18 protein-coding genes are annotated in these 20,529 nt (G+C 64.6%); 13 read left to right on the plus strand and 5 right to left on the minus strand.

Annotated elements, in window-relative coordinates:
• Positions 1–74 precede the first annotated feature (74 nt).
• A complete protein-coding gene (locus tag AB4850_RS07210; protein ID WP_414441979.1) occupies positions 75–2,033 on the minus strand; it encodes a glycoside hydrolase family 28 protein in 1,959 nt (652 codons plus the stop codon).
• A 548-nt stretch (positions 2,034–2,581) separates the two neighbouring features.
• Here AB4850_RS07210 and AB4850_RS07215 point away from each other — a divergent pair.
• Complete coding sequence (locus AB4850_RS07215; protein WP_414441915.1) at positions 2,582–4,132, plus strand: methyl-accepting chemotaxis protein; 1,551 nt, start codon at positions 2,582–2,584, stop codon at positions 4,130–4,132.
• 214 nt (positions 4,133–4,346) lie between these two features.
• Here AB4850_RS07215 and AB4850_RS07220 read toward each other — a convergent pair whose 3' ends face one another.
• Positions 4,347–5,705, minus strand: coding sequence for an MFS transporter (locus tag AB4850_RS07220; RefSeq protein WP_414441916.1), 1,359 nt, complete (start codon positions 5,703–5,705; stop codon positions 4,347–4,349).
• Positions 5,706–5,755: 50 nt separating this feature from the next.
• Positions 5,756–6,406, minus strand: a complete 651-nt coding sequence (locus AB4850_RS07225; protein WP_414441917.1) for a 4-carboxy-4-hydroxy-2-oxoadipate aldolase/oxaloacetate decarboxylase — start codon at positions 6,404–6,406, stop codon at positions 5,756–5,758.
• Between the two features lie 90 nt (positions 6,407–6,496).
• Between AB4850_RS07225 and AB4850_RS07230 the strand changes: the two genes are divergently transcribed.
• From AB4850_RS07230 to AB4850_RS07245, 4 genes are all read left to right on the plus strand, one after another.
• On the plus strand, positions 6,497–7,390 hold the full coding sequence (locus AB4850_RS07230; protein WP_414441918.1) for a LysR family transcriptional regulator: 894 nt from the start codon (positions 6,497–6,499) through the stop codon (positions 7,388–7,390).
• Between the two features lie 95 nt (positions 7,391–7,485).
• Positions 7,486–7,914 carry an antitoxin Xre/MbcA/ParS toxin-binding domain-containing protein gene (locus AB4850_RS07235; protein WP_414441919.1) on the plus strand — a complete coding sequence of 143 codons (429 nt, stop codon included), beginning with the start codon at positions 7,486–7,488 and terminating at the stop codon, positions 7,912–7,914.
• On the plus strand, positions 7,911–8,381 hold the full coding sequence (locus AB4850_RS07240; RefSeq protein ID WP_414441920.1) for an RES family NAD+ phosphorylase: 471 nt from the start codon (positions 7,911–7,913) through the stop codon (positions 8,379–8,381). The genes AB4850_RS07235 and AB4850_RS07240 overlap by 4 nt, the downstream gene beginning before the upstream one ends.
• 14 nt (positions 8,382–8,395) lie before the next feature.
• Positions 8,396–8,611, plus strand: a complete 216-nt coding sequence (locus AB4850_RS07245) for a hypothetical protein (protein ID WP_414441921.1) — start codon at positions 8,396–8,398, stop codon at positions 8,609–8,611.
• 46 nt (positions 8,612–8,657) lie between these two features.
• Here the strand turns inward: AB4850_RS07245 and AB4850_RS07250 are convergent, their stop codons facing one another.
• The gene (locus tag AB4850_RS07250) at positions 8,658–9,767 is read right to left on the minus strand and encodes a hypothetical protein (RefSeq protein WP_414441922.1); all 1,110 of its coding nucleotides are present in this window, start codon (positions 9,765–9,767) and stop codon (positions 8,658–8,660) included.
• 313 nt (positions 9,768–10,080) lie between these two features.
• Between AB4850_RS07250 and AB4850_RS07255 the strand changes: the two genes are divergently transcribed.
• From AB4850_RS07255 to AB4850_RS07290, 8 genes are all read left to right on the plus strand, one after another.
• Positions 10,081–10,299, plus strand: coding sequence for a hypothetical protein (locus tag AB4850_RS07255; protein ID WP_414441923.1), 219 nt, complete (start codon positions 10,081–10,083; stop codon positions 10,297–10,299).
• A 405-nt stretch (positions 10,300–10,704) separates the two neighbouring features.
• Positions 10,705–11,367, plus strand: coding sequence for a GntR family transcriptional regulator (locus AB4850_RS07260; protein WP_414441924.1), 663 nt, complete (start codon positions 10,705–10,707; stop codon positions 11,365–11,367).
• A 96-nt stretch (positions 11,368–11,463) separates the two neighbouring features.
• Entirely contained in the window at positions 11,464–12,243 is a 780-nt protein-coding gene (locus AB4850_RS07265; RefSeq protein ID WP_414441925.1) for an N-acyl homoserine lactonase family protein, read from the plus strand.
• A 40-nt stretch (positions 12,244–12,283) separates the two neighbouring features.
• Positions 12,284–13,411: a sugar ABC transporter substrate-binding protein gene (locus AB4850_RS07270; RefSeq protein ID WP_414441926.1), complete on the plus strand. Its 1,128-nt coding sequence runs from the start codon at positions 12,284–12,286 to the stop codon at positions 13,409–13,411.
• A 17-nt stretch (positions 13,412–13,428) separates the two neighbouring features.
• Positions 13,429–14,952, plus strand: a complete 1,524-nt coding sequence (locus AB4850_RS07275; protein ID WP_414441927.1) for a sugar ABC transporter ATP-binding protein — start codon at positions 13,429–13,431, stop codon at positions 14,950–14,952.
• Positions 14,953–14,962: 10 nt separating this feature from the next.
• Complete coding sequence (locus AB4850_RS07280; protein WP_414441928.1) at positions 14,963–17,062, plus strand: ABC transporter permease subunit; 2,100 nt, start codon at positions 14,963–14,965, stop codon at positions 17,060–17,062.
• A 174-nt stretch (positions 17,063–17,236) separates the two neighbouring features.
• Positions 17,237–17,641 (plus strand): DUF305 domain-containing protein, encoded by a 405-nt coding sequence (locus AB4850_RS07285; protein ID WP_414441929.1) that lies wholly within the window; start codon positions 17,237–17,239, stop codon positions 17,639–17,641.
• 222 nt (positions 17,642–17,863) lie between these two features.
• A complete protein-coding gene (locus tag AB4850_RS07290) occupies positions 17,864–19,330 on the plus strand; it encodes an ISNCY family transposase (RefSeq protein WP_414441930.1) in 1,467 nt (488 codons plus the stop codon).
• A 170-nt stretch (positions 19,331–19,500) separates the two neighbouring features.
• Here the strand turns inward: AB4850_RS07290 and AB4850_RS07295 are convergent, their stop codons facing one another.
• Positions 19,501–20,529 carry a hypothetical protein gene (locus AB4850_RS07295; RefSeq protein ID WP_414441931.1) on the minus strand — a complete coding sequence of 343 codons (1,029 nt, stop codon included), beginning with the start codon at positions 20,527–20,529 and terminating at the stop codon, positions 19,501–19,503.

Here is a 20,529-nt window from a genome sequence, read left to right on the forward strand (position 1 = left end):
GCACGGGCAGGCGTCAACACAGGCAGCCCGGCTCCATTCCCCGAAGCCGGGCCACCTCGACCCATCCCCCCGCCTTACAGCAAATCGGTAATCGTCGAGTTGAACACCTGCCCGGCGATCGTCACGTTCTGCAGCGCGATGCCGTTCACGTTCCACGCGTAGATCGGCCCCGGCGTTTGCGCGCTGGCCGGCCCTGCCGCGGTCGGCGTGCCGAAATCGCAGTTCGAGATCGTCACGCCGGTGATCGCCGGAATCGCGGGCGTCGGCGCCGGGCCGTTGTAGTCGAACGCCACCGGCCCCTGCGCGACGATCGCCTGGAAGCACGAGCCGGTCGCGCTGCCGAGCGTGACGTTGCTGGCCTTCACGTTGGTGATGTTGACGTTCTGCACGAGCGCGGGGCGCGTGCGGATCGCATCGCTGGCGGGCTGGTAGTCGCAATCGAACGTGATCAGGCCGCCCTGCGACGCCGACGGGTTGCCCGACGCGGACGTCGCCACGCCGAGCGGCACGGTGCTGTTGATCGGGCTGCCGGTCAGCATCTTGCTGCCGTAGCCGGCGCCCGTCAGGCTCACGCCGTTCGGCAGCGTCACGCCGTTTACGTAGAAATTGCGCACGAAGCCGCCGCGATTCATGTTGGTCTTGATGCGGATCGCGATGTTCAGCGAATTGGTCGCCCAGAACTGGTTCAGCATCGTCAGGTTGCGCGCGTAGACGTTCTCGATGCCGCCGCCCATCTCGCTGCCGAGCGTGATGCCGCCGTGGCCGCTGTTCATCGTGCAGTTCTGCACGACGTGGTTCTGCGCCGGGCCGTATTGCGTGTCGAGATCCTTGCCCGACTTGATGGCGATGCAATCGTCCCCGGTGTTGAAGATCATGCCGTCGCACAGTACGTTGTTGCAGGCGTCGGGATCGAAGCCGTCGTTGTTCGGGCCGATGCTGTCGGCCATCACGCCGCGAATCACGACGTTCGTGCAGTCGGTGGGATGGTGCTGCCAGAACGGCGTGTTCTGGGTGTGATAGTTCTCCATCAACACGTTCGTACACCCAAGGAATTCCACCATGCACGGGCGCAGGTAATGGCCGAGCCCGAAGATGCGCTGCGCCACCGGCACGCCGGCCTCGGACAGCGCGGGCAGGTAGTTCTGATCCTGCTGCCACGGCGTGGCCGGGTTGGTCAACATCGTATACAAGGCATCCGAAATACCGGGCACGGCCGTCTTCAGGTCGACGTTGTTCGGGTTCGTGTAGGCCTGCGACGGCGTGGACGAACTGGCGCAGCCGTAGGCGCCGGTAGTGCCCTTGTAGGTCCACCAGCAAGTGGCCGTGTTGCCCGTGCCGGCGAACGCCGTCATGGCCTGGCCGTTCAGGATCGAGGTGGCGCCTTCGCCGGTCAGCGCGATATGGCTGGCGTTGCGTGCATACACGGGCGTGCCGAAGTTCAGGCAGTCGTTGGCCTGCCAGCGGCTGTAGAACAGCTTGCCGTTCGCGCCGCAATCGACGGGGCCGTCCTTCGCGTAATCGGCCGGGTTCGCGCTGAAGAAGATCGTGCAGTTCGCGCTCAGGTGGAAATTGACGTTGCTCTGCAGAACGATCGGCCCCGCGCAATACCACGCGCCGGCCGGCACCACCACGCGCCCGCCGCCCGCCGCCGAGCAGGCCGCGATCGCGGCCAGGAACGCCGGGCGCGAATCGAACGCGCCAGCGCCCTGGGTTGCGCCCGCGCCGGGGCTGACCGGCGATTTGGTCGCGTCGGTGTACGGGCTGGTTTGCGCGATGACCGAGCACGGTTGCGCGCCGTAGGCCTCCACTTGAAAATCCACGGCGGGAAACGACGACTGCGCGATGCCGTTCAGCGACGCGATGATGTTGGTCGCCAGGCCGCTCGGCCCCCAGATCGGATCGGCCGGCGCGATGGACGCGCCACCGCCCGCGGCCGGCGCCGCATCGGTGCCGCCGCCGCAAGCGCCGAGCAGCGTGCTGCCCACCAGCGCACCGCCGTAGCCGAGGAAATGTCGTCGAGTAATCCTAAACATCTGCTGATTGGGGGCGTTGTCTTCCGCGTCGAATTCGGGTGCGCTCACTGCCTGTCTCCGTCCTGGATATTGTGATTGTGTCGATGAGGGCGCTACGGTGCTGCAATGGCTGTCGTCATACGATGACACGATGATAATAAGCACGATGCTGCTGCCATGATGTCCGTGCATTCCCTAGGAGGGATAGGGTGGAAAGGCAAGGCTGGAAAGGAATCATCGCTGATTTTTGGGAATTTTCGACTGTTGCGTCGTGGCACTCAAGGCCACCCCGAGCGCGCGAAAAATCTGCCAAAAAACGCCTCAACATATATGATGTCCGATGTTGAAAACGACGAAAAATGCAGGATACGACAGCGTGCCGGCCAGCCTCGCAGCGGTGCCGCCAACGCGTGATCGGACAAGTCGGCGAGGGCGAGCGCAGCACGTTCGTCGCACGCTCAAGTTGCCGTCGAACGTGTCGAAAACTGAAGGTAATCCGTACGAACAGGGGAGCAGCGCGTTCGTCGGAGGAATACGTAAAAAAATTGCATCCAGGGGAAAACCACAGCATGAAAAACGTCAGCATCCGTACCGGCTTGCTGTTCATCCTCGCGTTGTTCGGCACGATGATCGTCGTCGGCGGGGTGGCCGGCGTCGTCTCGCTGCACGCAGCCAATCATTCGACGAATCGGGTCCATGCGATCTCGTCGCGCGTGATCCTGCTGAACGACGCTTATAAAGACATGACGCGCGCCCGCAGCGCGCTGGTGCGTGCCTACAGCACGGCGCGCGAGCAATCGAGCGTCAACACCGCGGCGATCGACAGCGGGCAGGGCAGCATCGACAAGTCGAGCACGGAGCTGAAGGCGTTCGCCGACGCCAGGCCGATCGACGGCCAGGACGCCGCGCTGCTGCAGGACATCGTGCAACTGGGCCGCGCACATACGGCCACCGTGCAGGCCGGGCTCGACGCGCTGCGCGCCAACGATCCGACCAAGTATTCGGCGCTCAACGCCACCGACATCACCACCTCGGGCGCGGCCTATTCGGTTGCGCTCGAACGCTTTCAGAAGCAGGCCAACCAGCTCGCGCAGGACGAGGCCGAGCAGGAAGCGGCGCGCTACCAGATCGTGCTGGCGCTGGTGGTGATCGGCGTGGCGATCGCGCTGGCGCTGGTGGTGGCCGTGCATTTCGCACTGCGCAGGAACGTGGTGCGGCCGCTGGAAGACGCGGCGCAACTGCTCGGCAAGGTGGCCGACGGCGACCTCGATCTGTCGATCCCGGCCGGCGGCAACAACGAGGTCGGCCGCCTGCTGGCCGCCATCGCGCGCATGCAGTCGGGCCTGACGCGCACCGTGCGCCAGGTGTTGAGCAGTTCGGATTCGGTCAACGTGGGGGCGAAGGAAATCGCGGCGGGCAACCTCGATCTGTCGTCGCGCACCGAGGAGCAATCGGCCGCGCTGGAGGAAACCGCCGCCAGCATGAAGGAGCTGACCGACACCGTGACGCGCAACGCCGACAACGCCCGCACCGCCAGCTCGCTCGCCAGCGAGGCGGCGCAACTGGCCACGCGCGGCGGCGACATGGTGGGCAGCGTGGTGACGACCATGAACGAGATCAGCACCGGCTCGACGCGCATGGCCGACATCATCGGCACGATCGACGGCATCGCGTTCCAGACCAACATCCTCGCGCTCAACGCGGCGGTGGAAGCGGCGCGCGCGGGCGAACAGGGCCGCGGCTTCGCAGTGGTGGCCGGCGAAGTGCGCGTGCTGGCGCAACGCAGCGCGGGTGCGGCGCGCGAGATCCGCGAACTGATCGACGCCTCGCTCGGCCGCGTGCAGGCCGGCAACGCGCAGGTGGCGCAGGCGGGCACGGCAATCACCGAGACGGTCGAGGCGGTGCGCCGCGTGGCCGGCATCGTGCAGGAGATTTCGGCCGAATCGAGCGAGCAGGCCAGCGGCATCGTGCAGATCGGGCAGGCGGTCGCGCAGATGGAGCAGGTCACGCAGCAGAACGCGGCGCTCGTCGAGCAGGCTGCGGCGGCGGCCGGTTCGCTGGAGACGCAGGCGCGTCAGCTGGAGGCGGCGGTGTCGTCGTTCAGGCTCGCGGCGGTTTGATCGGTGGCGGGTTTGCCGGCGATGCGGGCGTGCCGGCTCGGAGCGGCATTGTCATCGTTCAGGCACGCGGCCGTTTGATCTGCGGCTGGTCCGCTGGGAATGCAGGAGCGCTAACTGGAAGCAGCGTTGTTGTCGTCCCGGCACACGCCCGTTCGATCCGCGCCAGGCGAGAAGCGATACGGCCGCGCCAACGCCGCTCGCTCGCCGCCCCCATTCAGCGTCGCACCGGCTCGGTATCCAACGGCTCCGAGATCGTCAGCAGCAGCACGAAGGCCAGCGCCGAGATCGCCGACATGAAGCCGAACACATGATCCCAGCCGTAGTGATCGAGCAGCAGCCCGGCGATGAACGGCGTGGCCGCGCCGCCTAGCTGGCCGCCCATGTTGACGATCGCGTTGGCCAGCGGGAACTGCGCCTTCGCCACGAACGCGGTCGGATACACCATGTACGCCGAGAAGCCGATGCTCAACGCCACGCCCGCCGTGAAGATCAGGAATCCGTACAACAGCGGCGAGGCCGGCGTGCGGATCAGCACCACCATCATCAGCGCGGTGGCCACCGCCGAGAACATCATGCCGGGCTTGCGGCGCTTGCCGAATACGCGGTCCGACAGCCAGCCGCCGAGGATGTTGCCGACCACCGCGCCCACCCAAGGCGCGGCCGCCACGAAGCCGGTGCCGGTCACGCTGAACTTCTTGACGGTCAGCAGATAAGTGGGAATCCACGCCAGCATCACGCTCGAAATGCCCAACTGGCAGCAGTAGCCGAGCGCGCAGCCATACACGTTCCAGGACGTGATCACGGCGCGCGTCGAGGCCAGCGGCGGCTCGCTGCGCACGCGCGTGAGCCGGTCGAGCCACGGCATTGCGCGGGTGCGCTCGATGCGCATCGGCGTGCCGGCCTGCGGGCTGCCCGCATCGATCAGCTCGCGCTCCGCGCGATTGACGGCGCGGCTGTCGGCGGGCTTGTCGGCCACCATCGCATACCAGACGATCGAGAACAGCACGCCCGGCAGCGCGAACACCAGGAAGATCGCCTGCCAGCCCCAGGTGCCGATGATCGCAGCACCGAGGATCGGCGTGATGACCGGGCCGAACTTCACGGCCGAGAGAAAGATGCCCGACGCCGTGCCTTTCTCCCTGGCCGGGAACCAGCCATTGATGGTGGCGGCGATGCCGAGCGGCAGCGGCCCCTCGGCGAAACCGAGCGCGAGGCGGCACAGCTTCAGCGAAAACAGCGAGCCGGCCACGCCCGTGAGCGCGGTGGCGATCGACGTCAGGATCATCGAAACGGGCAGCACGCGGCGCACGCCGAAACGCGAGATGAGCCAGGCCGACGGCAACTGCGCGAGCGCGTAGGCGATCAGGAATACGCTGACCAGCGCGCCCGCTTCGGCGTTGCTCATCGCGAATTCCTTGCGCAGGAACGGCAGCGCGATGCCGAGGTTGGCGCGATCCGCCGCCGCCACCGTGTAGATCAGGAAGAACAGGGTGGCGACCACCCAGCGGTAGCGGGTGGGGCGCGCCGCATCGGCCAGGGCGCCCGGCGCGGCCAGGCTGCTGTCTTTTCTCATGGTGTCTCGCTCCGTGTTCATGGTGTTGTCGGTGCTGCCCGGTGCAGGCGCTAGGTCAGGTCGAAACGTCGCAGCGTCGCCTCCAGCCCGAGCAGCTCGACCGTGGTCGCGCCTTCGCGAATTTGCTGGCGGAACGCCAGTTCCTTGTCCTCGCGCGCCTGGCTGACCTGCACCACGCGCTCGACGTCGTGCCGCGGCACCACCACCACGCCGTCGATGTCGCCGACCACGATGTCGCCCGGCTGGATCTGCACGTCGCCGATCGTGACCGGCACGTTGAGCCGGCCCGGCTGGTTCTTGCCGGTGCCCTTGATGCAGAGGCCGCGCGCGAACACCGGAAACCCCATCTCGATGATGGTGCGCGCGTCGCGCACCGCGCCGTGCATGACGAGGCCGGCCAGCCCCTTGTGCAGCGCCAGTTCGGTAAACACGTCGCCCCACGGGCCGGCTTCGAGGAAGCCTTTCGCGTCGACCACCAGCACGTCGCCCGGCTGCACCTTGAGCATCGCGTAATGGAGCATCAGGTTGTCGCCGGGGCGGATGTCGACCGTGACGGCCGGCCCGGCCACGCACATCGACGGATGGATCGGCTTGATGCCGCTGTCGAGCGCGCCGTAGGCGCCCTGGGCTTCGTAGACAGTGGCGCTGCCGAGGGCGCGCAGCGCCGCGATCGGATCGGTGGAAGGCTCGTGACGGCTCATGTTCGTTCTGCGAAGTTTGTAGGCCGTGCCAGTTTTAGTTAAAGTTTCACCGCTATCAATCAGCGTTTTTTGAGCTTAAGTTCAATAAAAATGAATCTTCGACAGGTTCGCTATTTCTGCGCCGTGGTGGAAGCCGGCAGCGCCACCGGCGCGGCGGAAGCGTTGCACATCGCGCCCACCGCCATCAGCATGCAGTTGTCGCAGCTCGAGGCCCACCTCGGCGGCGAGCTGTTCGACCGTTCGCGCCGGCCGATGGAGCTGACCTCGCTCGGCAAGTATTTCTATCCGCGCGCCAAGGAATTGCTGTCGCACGCGGGCCGGCTCGACGACGAGGCGCGCGGCATCGCCTCGGGCCAGCGCGGCTGGCTCGGCATCGGTTTCGTGCGGTCGGTGGCGTATTCGGTGCTGCCGGCGGCGGTGCGGCGCTTTCGCGAGGGTTGCCCGGACGTGCATCTGGATCTGGTCGAGGCGCTGTCCGAATATCAGCCCGAGCGCTTGCGGCAGGGGCGCATCGACATCGGCATCTCGCGCTTCATCGGCCCGCTCGATACCAGCCCGGACCTGGTCTACACGGTGATGCTCGACGAGCCGTTCGTGGCCGCCGTGCCGATCGGCGACGCGCTGGCGCGGCAGCGCTCGGTGACGGCCGCCGAGCTGTCTCGGCTGCCGTTCATTCACTATCCGAAGGATGCGCGCAGCCCGTTCGGCCAGCAGTTGCTGACCGCCCTGAAGGCCGCTGGCGGCGAGCCGCGCGCCGGGCACGACGCGATCGAGATTCACACCGCGCTGGCGCTGGTGGGTGCGGGGCTGGGCATGACGCTGGTGGGACGCTCGACGGCCAAGAACAACCGGCGCGACGTGCGTTTCCTGCCGGTGAAGGGCTTCGAGCTGCGGACCAAGCTGGTGACCATCACGCGGGCGCGCGACGACAACCGGCTGGTGGAGACGTTTCGCGACAGCCTGCTGTCGATGCGCAACGAATGAGCGGCGTGTCAGCGTGGCCCGGCCTGCGAGCGAGGTTTGATTTCGGGTATCATTTGGCCTATATTTTTGGTTCAAATGATACGGGAGAAATTCTCATGCAATTCGTGACGCCGGAAGCGATCGCAGCGGTCATGGACCTCTCTCCCGTGCCGCACACGCTGGCCGAGCTGGAAAGCCGGGTGCGCGACGGCCTGCCGAAATCGGCGTTGCGAGCCGGCGTGGCGCACGCGGTGGGCAGTACCGAAGCGCGTCGCACACTGCTGGCCAGCATCATCCCCGAGGCGACCTACAAGCGCCGGCGCGATCGGCTGACGCGCGACGAATCCGAAAAGGCCGAGCGCCTCGCGCGCGTGGTGGCCACCGCCACCTACGTGTGGAACGACGCCGAAGACGCCCGCGCCTTCCTGTCCGCACCGAATCCGTTGCTCGAAGGCCGTACGCCGCTCGACGTCGCGCTGACCGAACTCGGCGCGCGCCGCGTCGAGGAAACGCTGTGGCAACTGTTCTACGGCCTGCCGGTATGAAGCTTTACCGGATTGCGGACGGGCGGCATCCCGTCTGGAGCGGGACCGGCGCGATGTTGCTGGGCGGGCGTTTCAACAGCCCGGGGCGCGCCGTCATTTATGCCGGCACGACCTTCGCCGGCGCCATGCTCGAAGTGCTGGTGCATGCGCGTATCGGCAAGGTGCCGCGTACGCATGTGTGGGTGGAGGCCGAGGTGCCGGCGTCGTTGCCGGTGGAGCGGCTGTCTGCGCAACACTTGCCGGCCGGATGGGATTCGTCGTCGCCGCATGTCGCGCGCGGCGTGGGCGATGCATGGCTCACGGAACTGCGCAGCGCGATTCTGCTGGTGCCGTCGGTCGTCACGCGCGCGGAATGGAACGCACTGATCAATCCGCTGCACCCCGAGGCCGCCGGCATTATCGCCAGCGATCCGCAACCGGTGATCTGGGATGAGCGGCTGTTCGTGGCGCCGCGCGGCGAGGCTTGAACCGGAATCGAAACGTGGTGACTCAACTTGCACTTCCCGACGGCGCCTACCGCGCCACCTGCCGCGAGCGTAACGCGCTGTCGGCCGCCGCGAACGGGCACCGCCCGGTGTTTCCGCACGCGCTCATGCACGTGAAGGACGGCTGGGCGACGTTCACCCGCGACGACGAGGAAATCTGGAGTTGCAGCGCGCTCTACGCGGCTGCGAATTTCGTGATCGAACCGGCATGAGACGGGCGCCGCGGCGGCCCGCTCATGCCGGATCGTGTTCGACCCGTTACACCGGGTTGGCTGCGACGAAGCTCTTGAACGCCGAGTAGGCCGGCAGTTTGGTGACACCGTCCGATTTCACGAGGCCGTACTGGTCGTCGATCATCGCGTACATCATGACCGACTGGATGTTGTACTTGTCCTTGATCGACTTGTACTCGGTCAGCGCGCGGGTGACGTAGGCAGCCTGCTGCGTCGCGGTGTCGATCGGGCCGGTCCAGCCCCATTCCGTCAGAAAGATCGGTACACCGAACGAATCCTTGAGCGCCTGCAGCACGTCGTAGCAGGCGTTGTTGCGCCAGCCGCAGACGATATCGCCCGAGCTTTCGTACCAGTGATAGCAGGTGATGTCCCAGCGAACCGAAGCCGCGCCGGTCACGCCGTTGGTGGTGCCGTTCGGCGTGATGCCGCTCCACAGCATCTGCAACGCACGATACGCGAGCGGAATGCCCACGTTCACGCCCACCTTGATGGTCGAATCGATCGCCTTGACGCCATCGATCATGCCGCGAATCACGCCACGGAATGCGGGCCAGGCCGCCGGGTTGTAGTTGATGGTGTTGCTGCCGTCGCCGTTGTTCACCACCGGCACGTCGAGTTCGTTGCCGCACTCGATGTACGACACCAGGCCCTTCAGCGGCGTGGTCACGCTGGTGCCGAGGTTGTAGCCGAGCGTATAGGCGGCCGATTCGCTGAGCGAGGTGCTCCAGCCGGCCGAGCTCGGGTTGAGCACCGGGAAGATCGACACGCCGCTCTTCGCGAACGGGCCGGTGAGCGCGGTGGCGAGCACCTTCGCCATGTCGGAGCCGGCCACGTCGCACCGGTACATCGTCGCGCCCAGGTCCTTGATCATCGCGAGCTGCGCGGCGGCGGACAGCGTGTGATAAATGCCCGAGTTGTAGGCCATGTGCCCGTTGAGGCCGTAGAAGAACGGCGTGCTCGATGTCGACGTGGAGGTCGACGTCGATGCGGAGGTGGCCGGCGGCGTCGTGGTTGTGCTGCTGCTCGAGGTGGTGGTGGAGCCGGTGGGCGTGCGCTGCGAGTGCGGCCAGCGTTCGGCCGCGTCGCTGGCGCCGCCGCAGCCGGCGAGGGTCAGGCCACCGGCGCCGGCCAGCATGTAGGAGAGGAAACTGCGACGTGACTTTGTAGAGGATTCCGTAGCGTTGGAGGAATTATTGCCGATATCGGCTGATTTTGAGAGGAGAGTGAGTTTCGGCACTGCAATTATTTCCGATGTAAGTACGGGAGCGCACATTGTAGGGGGCTTTTATTTTGCCTTTAGTATCAAAATGTAACGCTGATTATGCGGTAATTTATGGATTAAATGATGACTGTCGGATTGAATGAATTGATGGAGTTGCGAATTGATTGGAGGGATTTTTTATGCACTGGAACGAAGTCGGACGAAGCCAATTCCACGATGATTTACCGTGAAGACTCAAGCTGTCGTTCGAATAAATTTATTCAATAAAATCAGTGACATGATGTTTGTGTTTGAACAAATTTCCGTTGCAGAATCGAGACTCGGCGAGGATGAATTTCGCGCGTTGGCCAGCCACGCGGCGGATGCCAAAATCTCGGCAATTTTGTTCCTTGAAAAAAGGGCGAGATTGCATTGTAGGCAACCGGAAAGAATTGGATTGACTTAAATATTATCCAATGGAGTAAATATTACCAATTCAAGATTTCATGCTTTGATAATCGATAAGCAACACTGAATATATAAAAAAACTTGCGCCTTTGAATTGAACCGAATCAGCTTCATATGGCTGTCACATCATCCCCAAAACAGTGCGCGGATACCTCCCTCCAAAACCGATCCGGACCTTGCCTTCGTGAGCACGAAAAACATTCCGGCATCCTGAACAACGCTGCGTGTTTTCACCTAGGCAATAGCGGTTGACGCCCGCTTGCACAGCTTCCAAACTTCGCTCCGTGCAGTGTGATCACAGATCGCAGCTCTGAATCACACGCTTAATTCGGACGGAGGGGCAGCAGTGGCAACGCGCACGACATCGGATTTGCCGGCACTCGAACTCGTGGCGCGAGAAACGATGGCGGGCCGCGTTTACGCCCAACTCCGGGAAGCGATCATGACCGGCCGCTTCGCGCCGGGGCAGTTGCTGAGCCTGCGCAGCGTGGCCGAGGCGGTGGGCTCGTCCACCATGCCGGTGCGCGCGGCGCTCACGCGCCTGCAGGCCGAGGGCGCCTTGATCGACGGCCCCGGCCGCGCGCTGATGGTGCCGCCGATGACGTTCGAGTTGCTCGACGAACTGCGCGACGTGCGCATCGCGCTCGAAGGCGCGGTGGCCAGGCGGGCCGCCACGCGCATGACGCGCGAACATCTGACCGAACTGCAAACCATCTTCGACGAGATGGACGCGCACGTCGAAGCCGGCGACGTGCCGGCCTACCTGCGCAGCAATTTCACGTTCCATATCGCGATCTACACGCACGGCGCGAGCGACATCACGCTCTCGACGATCCGCAACCTCTGGATGCGCATCGGCCCGTTCCTGAACCTGGTGGCCCCCGACATTCCGCACATGCGCCGTTCGATGACGGCGCACCGCCATATCGTCGAAGCGCTGTGGCGTGGCGACGGGGAGGGCGCGCGCGCCGGCATCGAGGAGGACATCGGCGATGCGGCTGCCGATCTGCAGGAACGCCTGCGCCATGCCGACAGCGGCGGCGGCCTGGACCAGGCGCATGCCTGACATGATTCGACCCCTGACACGGAGACCCACCATGACGATGCTTCACACCGAATCGAACCCGGCCGGCCGCGTGTTGCCGACGAGCGGGGCCGCGGCATGAGCGCGAAGCTGAAGGTAGTGGCGATGCCCACCGGCTGGCTGACCGTCGATCGCTCGTCGCAGGTATACGGGCGCGGCTTCGGCCAGCAGATGCGGGTGCCGGTGTGGTCCACGGCCATCGTGGGCGCGAGCAAGAAGATCGTCGTCGATACCGGCATCCACGATCCGGGCTGGGTGTCGAATTTCGTGTGCCCGTGCGACCAGGCGCCCGAGGAGCGGCTCGAACGCGCGCTGAAGGAATACGTGGGCTGGCATGCGGATGAGGTCGACATCGTCATCAACACGCATCTGCACTACGACCATTCGGGCGGCAACACGCTGTTCAAGAACGCGCGCTTCATCGTGCAGGCCAAGGAATGGGAATACGCCGGCCATCCGCTGCCGACGCAGGCGACCTATTACCAGGAATTCCTGATCGGCCGCGAGCCGCTCGCGTATTTCCGCTGGCAGTTCGTGCACGGCGTGGCCGACATCGTGCCGGGCGTGCGCGTGGTGCCCACGCCGGGCCACACGCCGGGGCACCAGTCGGTGGCCGTGGATACCGAGGCGGGCGTGGTGCTGATCGCGGGCGATTGCGCGAACTGCATGGAAAACATCGTCGATCTGGTGCCGGTAGGCATCGTGCACGAAACGCTGGCCGAAATGACTTCGCTCGCGCGCATTCGCCAGATCGCCGATTTCGTGATTCCCGGCCACGACCCGAACGTGGTGCCGGGCAGCGCAGGCATCGCGCTGCCGGCGAGCGCGCGCTTGCCGCACGTCAGGAACGCCGACTAAACCGATTTCGCAAGACCATGACGAAGAACCGGAGGAAGACATGAAATTAATCAGGACTGCGATCAAGAATGCGGGCCGAGTGGCGCTGGGCATGGCGGTCGCGGCATCGCTGGCCGCGTCGGGCAACGCGATGGCGGCGGGCAAGTACAAGGTGTTCCTGTCGATGAGCTATGTCGGCAACGACTGGCAGACGGAAGCCACCAACATGATCAAGGCGATGGCCAACACGCCGGCGCTCAAGGACAAGGTCGATCTCGAAGTGCAGGTAGCCGGCACCGACGCGCAAAAGCAGATCCAGCAGATCAATTCGATGGTGCAGGCCGGCGCGAAGGCGATCATCCTCTACCCGATTTCGCCGACCGCACTGAACCGCGCGATCAAGAACGCCTGCTCGAAGGGCGTGGTGGTGGCCGCCTACGACGGCGAAGTGACCGAGCCGTGCGCGCACAACGTGACGATCGACCAGCATCAGGCCGGCACCGTCACCGCCGAATGGCTGGCCAAGACGATCAACGGCAAGGGCAACGTGGTGATGATCAACGGCGTGCCGGGCACCTCGGTGGACCGTGCGCGCACCGACGCCGCCAAGGCCGTGTTCGCGAAATATCCCGGCATCAAGGTGGTCGCCGAAGGCACCGGCATGTGGAGCCAGGCCACCGCCAAGACCGAACTGTCGAAGATCCTCGCCACCAACAGCTGGGACAAGATCGACGGCCTGTGGATGCAGGTCGGCTGCTTCACGGCGGCGTCGATGCAGCTCGAAGCCGGCATCCCCGACAACAAGGTCAAGCCGTGCGCGGGCGAATCGTCGAACGGCCACCGCGTGCAGATGCTGCCGCCGGGCGAGGTGAAGGGGCCGGGCGGGTACCGCTCGATCGGCTATCGCTCGATCTCGTACGGCGCACCGCCGTACTCGGGCGCGATGGCGCTGAAGCTGGCCGTGCAGAAGCTCGACGGCAAGGATTTCCCGCAGCGCGTCACGCTGAAGCTGCCGCTGGTCGAAACGCCGCAATCGAAGCTGTGCAAGACGGGCAGCCTCGAGGAACTGAAGGCCAGCTGCACCGCGTTCATGCCGGACAAGGTGCCGCCGGGCTGGTTCGCCGACATCTTCTCGGACGACACCCGCGAAGTGGGCTTCAACGCCGCGCTGAGCGGCACGCAGGACTGAGCCGGCGAGACGCGACCATGAACGACGCATCCCTGGCAATCGATCTGCACGACGTGACCAAGCGCTTCGGCGCGACGGTCGCGCTCGACGGCGCGTCGTTCCGCGTCAAGCGCGGCGCCGTGCACGCGCTGCTCGGCGAGAACGGCGCGGGCAAGTCCACCACCGTCAAGCTGCTGTCCGGCCTCATGCAACCCGATCAAGGGCAGATCCGCGTGATGGGCCGCGAGGTGACGATGCGCGGGCCGAAAGACGCGCATCGGGCCGGCGTGCAGACCGCGTTCCAGGAGATGACCCTGGTGCGCGACCTGACCGTGGCGCAGAACCTGCTGATGTCGTACGAACCCACCGGCCTGTTCGGCCGCATCAGGAAGCGCGAGGCGCAGCGCCAGGCGGCCGAATGGCTCGACCGGCTGGAGCTGTCCGACATCCGGCCCGGCGCGTATGTGCGCGATCTGTCGCTGCCGGTGCGGCAGAAGATCGAAATCGCGAAGGCCATCGTGCGCGGGCCGCAGGTGCTGCTGCTCGACGAGCCGACCTCCGCGCTGTCCGGGCGCGACGTCGCCTGGCTGTCGCGCCGCATCGACGAACTGAAGGCGAGCGGCGTGACGTTCGTGTTCATCTCGCACCGCATGCAGGAGGTGCGCGAGTTTTGCGACAGCCTGACCGTGTACCGCAACGGGCGCGATGTCGGCGCGTTCGATGCCGCCGATATTTCGGATGACGAAGTCATCCGGCTCGTGATCGGCCGCTCGATGGAGGCGAAGTATCCGCCGAAGCTCGCATCGCCGGCGCTGCGCGAAGGGGCCACGAAGCCCGCCGCGATCGCGGCGCGCGGCATTCGCGTCGGCAGCGCCGTCAGCGAGTTCGATCTGGCGCTGCAACCCGGCGAAGTGCATGGCGTCGCCGCGTTGCAGGGGATGGGGCAGCGCGAGCTGTTCGAGGCGCTGTTCGGCGCGGCCTGGCTCGACGACGGCGAGATCCGCATCGACGGCCAGCCCGTCACGCTGACCTCCACCGCCGATTCGCTGAAGGCCGGCGTGGCCACCAGCCTGCTGCCGGAGGATCGCAAGACCGAAGGGTTGTTCCTGAAGCTGCCGGGCGGCCAGAACGTGTCGCTGCCGGTGATCGGCCGCTACACGCGCTTCGGCCTGATCGACCGCAAGCGCGAGCAGGCGGCGGTGCGGCGCTCGCTCGCGCAGATGGAAGTGAATCCGCGCGCGCTCTACAAGCCATGCCTGTCGTTTTCGGGCGGCAACCAGCAGAAGATCGCGATGGCGAAATGGCTGCTGACCCAGAGCCGCGTGTGGCTGATGTTCGATCCCACGCGCGGTATCGACGTGGGCACCAAGCACCAGATCTTCGTGCTGATGCGCGCGTTCGCCGCCGCCGGCGGCGCCGTGCTGTTCTATTCCACCGACGTGCCCGAGCTCGTCAACGTGTGCGACCGCGTTTCGGTGATGTATCGCGGCCGCAATGTCGGCGAGCTGTCCGGCGACGCGCTCACGGAAGAAAACGTGATGCGCAAGATGCTTTCCAGTTGAGAGGCTTGTCATGAAGATTGCCGTTGCATCTCCCGACAGCGGGATGGCGGGACCGGACGCGCGGGCGGGTTGGGGCGCGCGCATCGATCACCATCGCGGGCTGATCATCGCGATCGGCGCGCTGCTGGCGATGCTGATCGCGTGGGCCGCGTTGTCCGCCACGCCGGTGGGCCTGTACGACGTCGGCTCGGTGATTTCCAGCGCCACCACGCTCGCGCTCGCCGCGATCGGGCAGACCATCGTCGTGCTGTCGGGCGGGTTCGACCTGTCGGCGTCCGCCGTCGTGTCGCTGGCCAACGTGCTCGCGGTGCGGTTCGTGCAGGGTTCGCCGCTCGACCAGTGGCTGGGCGCTGCGTTGATCATCGCGATCGGCGGCGGCATCGGCCTGCTGAACGGCGCGCTGATCGCATGGTTTCGGCTGCAGTCGATCGTCGTCACGCTCGCGACCATGTTCATGGTGCAGGGCCTGACGCTGCTGATCCAGAGCACGCCCGGCGGCAGCGTCGGCGAGCAGTTCGGCGCGTTTCTCACGTCCGACCTGATTCCCGACCGGCTGCCGATGTCCGCCGGGGTGCTGATCGTCGCGCTGCTGATCTGGTCGTTCGTGCGGCGCACGCGCTTCGGCGTCGGCCTGTACGCGATCGGCAGCGACGCCGACGGCGCGTTCGCCAACGGCATGCCCGTGACGCGCTACCGCATCGCCACCTACGCGCTGGCCGGCATGTTCTACGCCGCCGCCGGCCTGTACGTGTCCGCGCAGACGGGCTCCGCCGATCCGCTGGTCGGCCGGCCGCTGCTGCTGTCGATGTTCACGGCGGTGGTGCTCGGCGGCACCTTGCTCGGCGGCGGGCGGGGCGGCAGCGTCGGCACCGTGTTCGCCGCGATGACGCTGATGATCACCGTGAACATCCTGCTGGTGCTGAACGTGTCCGCGTTCTTCACGACCATCGCCGAAGCGCTGATCCTGATTCTCGCCGTGCTCGGCTCGTCGATCGGCAAGCAATCGGCCGCGCACGCCACCTTGCGCCATGCCGCGCAATGGCTGAAGGCGGTGCGCACCGGCACGCGCGCCCGCAGCGGCCGCGACGTGCGGCACGTGAGCTTCGAGGTCAGCGATTTCCGGCCGATCGAGAACACCGAGCTGAAAGGGCGCGCCATCGCCGACTGGATCGAGCGCAACCGCGAATGGGTGAAGTACGTGGTGCCGGCGTATCTGCTGTTTATCGCGGTCGTCGCGTTCACCGGCGTGGTGTACGGGCCGGGTGTGCTGGTCAGCGGCAACTTCTACAGCAGCCTGCTCACGCTGACGCTGTTTCTCGCGATTCTCGGGCTCGGCCAGGGCGCCGTGATCCTGACCGGCGGGCTGGATTTGTCGATGCCGTGGCTGATCACGCTGTCGGGCGTGTTGCTGACGGGCCTCACGCACGGCCTGAACGAGGCCGCCGTGTGGGCCGTACCGGCCGTGCTCGGCGCGGGGCTGCTGGTGGGCGTGTTCAACGGCGTGGGCGTGGTCATGCTCGGGCTGCCGCCGATCGTCGTGACGCTCGCGGCCAACGGCTTGCTGCAAGGGCTGACGCTGATCTATTGCAACGGCTCGCCGCAGGGCTGGGCGCCGTCCGCCATCAGCGCATTCACGAACGGGCACGTCGGGCCGCTGTCGATGGCCGCGTGGAGCGTGCCGGTGTTCCTGGCGGTGGCGTTGCTGTTGCTGCATCGCACGCCGTTCGGGCGCCGCGTGTATGCCGTCGGCAATTCGCCGGTGGCGGCGAAGCTGTCCGGCGTGCGGGTCGGCTCGACGCTGATCGCCGTGTATTGCCTGTCGGGGCTGTGCGCCGCGATGGTCGGGGTGTTGCTCGCGGGCTTCAGTTCGCAGGCGTTCCTCGGGATGGGCGATCCGTACTTGCTGCCGTCGATCGCGGTGGTGGTGGTGGGCGGGGCGCTCATCACCGGCGGGCGCGGGCATTACCTCGGCGTGTTCGGCGGCGCCTTGCTGCTGACCGCGCTCGGCACGCTGCTGGCCGGCACGACCGTGCCGCCGGCCGTGCGCGACATCATCAACGGGCTGGTGGTGCTGGCCGCCGTGATCACGTTGCGGGACAAGCGCGCTTGATTGAACGCGTGACTGGATGATCTCTCGGGACCCGGAGCAAGCCCCCCGGGTTTCTTGGTGCCGCCTTCGGGCGGCATTTTTTTTGTCGGGGATGCCGTGGCGCTTGACCTTCCCATGGTGGGAAGCTTGATGATGTTTTGGTCATTCACCAGTCAGTCATTCGGGAGCATTCCTATGAAAATCCGTTCCATTGCCGCCGTTGTGTCGATTGCCGCGGGAATCGCATTGATCGTCGTGCCGGGCGGCGTCTACGCGCAGCAGGCCGATTCGAATTCGATGAAGATGGCGATGCCGGGTGATGCCAAGGCCGACGCATCGCCGGCAACCCAGGCGTTCGAGCGCAACGCGAAATCGATGATGAGCAACATGAGCGCGCCTGGTTATACGGGGGACCCGGACGCGGATTTTGTCGCGCACATGATTCCGCATCATCAAGGGGCGGTCGATCAGGCGGAGGTCGAGCTCAAGTACGGGAAGGACCCGCAGATGCGTGCGCTGGCTGGGCGAATCGTCAAGGCGCAGAAGGATGAGATCGCTTTGATGAAACGGTGGCAGGTGAAGCACCATTCGGGGATGTGAGGCTCAGGAAGATTGTTGGAGGCGCCGCTGGATCGTGGGAGCGGTTGGCGGCGCTGGGTGGTGAGGGGTTTGCGGTGAATTCGTTATTTGACATAAGGTAAATTAACGAATATTTGTGTGTAGCAGCTAAGTTGTAATGTCCGCTTCTAGCCATATTCAAATGTCCGCTTCTCGGCGGCTTAAGCTTAGCCGGCGTCGATTCCCACGGCGCTGGAGGCTACGATGGCGGCGACGGACAGAATCACCATGACGATGCGCGAGTTGGACCGGTTCAAAGTGATTCAGTCGGTGGTCGACGGGCACCTCAAGCCGTGGCGAGCCGCCGAGCGATTATTGTTGACTACGCGCCAGGTTCGACGCCTCGCAGCACGTCTGCGCGAACAAGGACCGCCGGGGTTGATCTCGGGCAGATGCGCCAAGCCGAGCAATCACCGGATCGATGCAGGAGTCGCGGTGCGAGCCGTAGCCATCATCAAGGAGCGCTACGCTGATTTCGGCCCGACTTTGGCCTGCGAGAAGCTGCGCGAGTGCCACGACCTGAAGTTGGCCAAGGAGACGGTCAGGCGCTTGATGATCGACGCGCGCTTATGGACACCGCGCCGACAACGTCCGCCCAAGATCCATCAGCCGAGGAACCGGCGTTCGTGTCTGGGCGAACTGATCCAGATTGACGGCAGCGATCACCGATGGTTCGAGGAACGTGCGCCAGCCTGCACGTTGTTGGTATTCATCGACGATGCGACTGGCCGGCTGATGACGCTGCATTTCACGGCAACCGAGTCGACGTTCAGCTATTTCGAGGCGCTGGGCAAGCACCTGGCAGCGCACGGCAAACCGGTCGCGTATTACAGCGACAAGTTCAGCGTGTTCTATATAAAGGATCGTGCCAGTACGGCTGGCAAAGGCGTGACGCAGTTTGGCCGGGCCCTGTACCAACTCAATATCGAAGCGTTTTGTGCGAACACGAGTCAGGCCAAGGGGCGTGTCGAGCGGGCCAACCTGACGTTGCAGGACCGACTCGTCAAGGAGCTGAGGTTGCGGAATATCAGCACGCGCGAAGCGGCCAATGCGTATGCGCCCTCCTTCATCGCTGATTTCAATCGGCGCTTCGGCAAGCCACCGAAGAGCGATCACAACGCACATCGGCCGCTGCGCGATGACGAGGATCTGCGGCAGATTCTGGCCTATCGGGTGCCGCGCAAGGTCACGAATGCGCTGACCGTCCAGTACGACCGGGTGATGTATTTACTGCAGGATACGGTGCCCAATCGCAAGCTTATTCATCAGTACGTGGAAGTCGTTGAATATCCCGACGGCACGATCGAGATTCAGGCTGATGGTGTTGTATTGCCGTACACGGAATACGATCGGATCACGAAGATCGATCAGGGTGCGGAGGTCGAAAACAAGCGGCTCTCACATGCGCTTGCGGTGGCGCGTTCCGTGCAGGAAATGCGTGACGATCGACGCGCATCGGGCTCCCCTTCCCGCACTCATATTGGCGAGGAAGTTCGAGCGAAGAAAGCGCTGGTGGGTATGAAGAAACAGCGGGCGATCACGCTGGCGGATGTCACACAGGCCGTGCACGAAGTGAGCAGCAAAAAGCATCAAGAACGGGGGCTGGGCGGCTACGCCGCCCAGCCCAAAAACACGAGGAAAAGTACCGTAAAACCCGACATTTCTATTTAGCGCAGACCCCGACATTTGAACTTGGCGCAGACATTGTGTCAGGGCTATTTAGTAATGTCTGGTTTGAGCCAGTTAGAAATATCCGCCTCAACCTCGATCGATTCGCGGCCAGCCGCAGCCGGGACAGCCAAACAGACCGCCCAGCCACGGTTCACAGCACGCCGTCCGCCTCAACCCGCTCCAGTCGCTGAAGGAATCGGCAACGGTTTCGGCCCACCATCCGGCAGATGCGAATCATCGAGCTCCGGTGGTTCGCTCCCGCCGGCCGCCGATGCCGTCAGCGTAGCCACCGCCTGATCCAGCCCGAACGGTTTGCCGCTCGGAAAGTATTCGCGCAGCCCCCATGAAAAGAACACGTCCCGGCGCTTCGCGACGCCGTCGGCGTTGGTCTGGTGACCATACCCGTCGTCCTCGAACAACCACTGGCACAGATCGTCCGGTGCGACCGTGGTGATGCTGCCCTCCATCACGAGACTGAAATTGAAATACTGGATCACGTCGGCCTTCTGGCCGCCGCGGAATTTCCAGGTTTCGCGGTACTTGAAGAAATAGGCCGGATACTTGGCAATGTAGTCAGAGGCGTCGCGGAAGAATGCTTCCTTGTTCTGATACTGCCAGGAACTGTAGTAATCCGAAAAGTAGACGTAGTAGACGGTGGGCAACACGGCTTTGGTCAATTCCTGACGAAACTGAAACACCGTGGTGTCGGTAACACGCTGGAACAGCGGCGTGTATCGGGACGGAAAGCTGGCCGACGCGTCGCCGAGGCTCGATATCGCGATCGTCTTGTGATTGAGCGGATTGGTATACGTTTTGTCCCAATAGGCGGCCGGATTTTCATGGATGGCGGCCAGGTCATCGAGCGCCTGCGAAAGCGTGGCATCGAGCCGCTCTACCACGCCAGCGAAGGTTTTTTCGAGGTTCGGCGGCGGATTGGGGCCAACATAAGCGCCAAAGAAGCTTCCGAGAAACGATGAAAAGACCCCGGCGCCCGCAAATTCCAACGAGCCGATCGACCAGAACGCCGCATCAAAAAGCGTACACAGGAATGTCTGCCCCGGATCGCTTTCCTGGTTCGCTTTCAGGTTCAGATAGACTTCGCTCACCTTATCCGAAAAGAAGGGATGAACATGATTGGTGAAATCAATCAGGTTCGCGACGTTTTCCTTCACTTTGTTCAATTGTTCAGCGGTAGGCAT

The sequence above is a fragment of the Burkholderia sp. 22PA0106 genome (assembly GCF_047497155.1).
In the GTDB taxonomy this organism is placed as follows: Bacteria; Pseudomonadota; Gammaproteobacteria; order Burkholderiales; family Burkholderiaceae; genus Burkholderia.

What these genes read in the sequence shown, in the direction of transcription:
- AB4850_RS07210 (WP_414441979.1), bottom strand. Translation starts at nt 2,033, where the DNA reads ATGTTTAGGATTACTCGACGACATTTCCTCGGCTACGGCGGTGCGCTG.
- AB4850_RS07250 (WP_414441922.1), bottom strand. Translation starts at nt 9,767, where the DNA reads ATGCTGGCCGGCGCCGGTGGCCTGACCCTCGCCGGCTGCGGCGGCGCC.
- AB4850_RS07220 (WP_414441916.1), bottom strand. Translation starts at nt 5,705, where the DNA reads ATGAGAAAAGACAGCAGCCTGGCCGCGCCGGGCGCCCTGGCCGATGCG.
- AB4850_RS07290 (WP_414441930.1), top strand. Translation starts at nt 17,864, where the DNA reads ATGGCGGCGACGGACAGAATCACCATGACGATGCGCGAGTTGGACCGG.
- AB4850_RS07230 (WP_414441918.1), top strand. Translation starts at nt 6,497, where the DNA reads ATGAATCTTCGACAGGTTCGCTATTTCTGCGCCGTGGTGGAAGCCGGC.
- AB4850_RS07265 (WP_414441925.1), top strand. Translation starts at nt 11,464, where the DNA reads ATGAGCGCGAAGCTGAAGGTAGTGGCGATGCCCACCGGCTGGCTGACC.
- AB4850_RS07240 (WP_414441920.1), top strand. Translation starts at nt 7,911, where the DNA reads ATGAAGCTTTACCGGATTGCGGACGGGCGGCATCCCGTCTGGAGCGGG.
- AB4850_RS07215 (WP_414441915.1), top strand. Translation starts at nt 2,582, where the DNA reads ATGAAAAACGTCAGCATCCGTACCGGCTTGCTGTTCATCCTCGCGTTG.
- AB4850_RS07280 (WP_414441928.1), top strand. Translation starts at nt 14,963, where the DNA reads ATGAAGATTGCCGTTGCATCTCCCGACAGCGGGATGGCGGGACCGGAC.
- AB4850_RS07225 (WP_414441917.1), bottom strand. Translation starts at nt 6,406, where the DNA reads ATGAGCCGTCACGAGCCTTCCACCGATCCGATCGCGGCGCTGCGCGCC.
- AB4850_RS07235 (WP_414441919.1), top strand. Translation starts at nt 7,486, where the DNA reads ATGCAATTCGTGACGCCGGAAGCGATCGCAGCGGTCATGGACCTCTCT.
- AB4850_RS07275 (WP_414441927.1), top strand. Translation starts at nt 13,429, where the DNA reads ATGAACGACGCATCCCTGGCAATCGATCTGCACGACGTGACCAAGCGC.
- AB4850_RS07285 (WP_414441929.1), top strand. Translation starts at nt 17,237, where the DNA reads ATGAAAATCCGTTCCATTGCCGCCGTTGTGTCGATTGCCGCGGGAATC.
- AB4850_RS07270 (WP_414441926.1), top strand. Translation starts at nt 12,284, where the DNA reads ATGAAATTAATCAGGACTGCGATCAAGAATGCGGGCCGAGTGGCGCTG.
- AB4850_RS07260 (WP_414441924.1), top strand. Translation starts at nt 10,705, where the DNA reads ATGGCGGGCCGCGTTTACGCCCAACTCCGGGAAGCGATCATGACCGGC.
- AB4850_RS07295 (WP_414441931.1), bottom strand. Translation starts at nt 20,529, where the DNA reads ATGCCTACCGCTGAACAATTGAACAAAGTGAAGGAAAACGTCGCGAAC.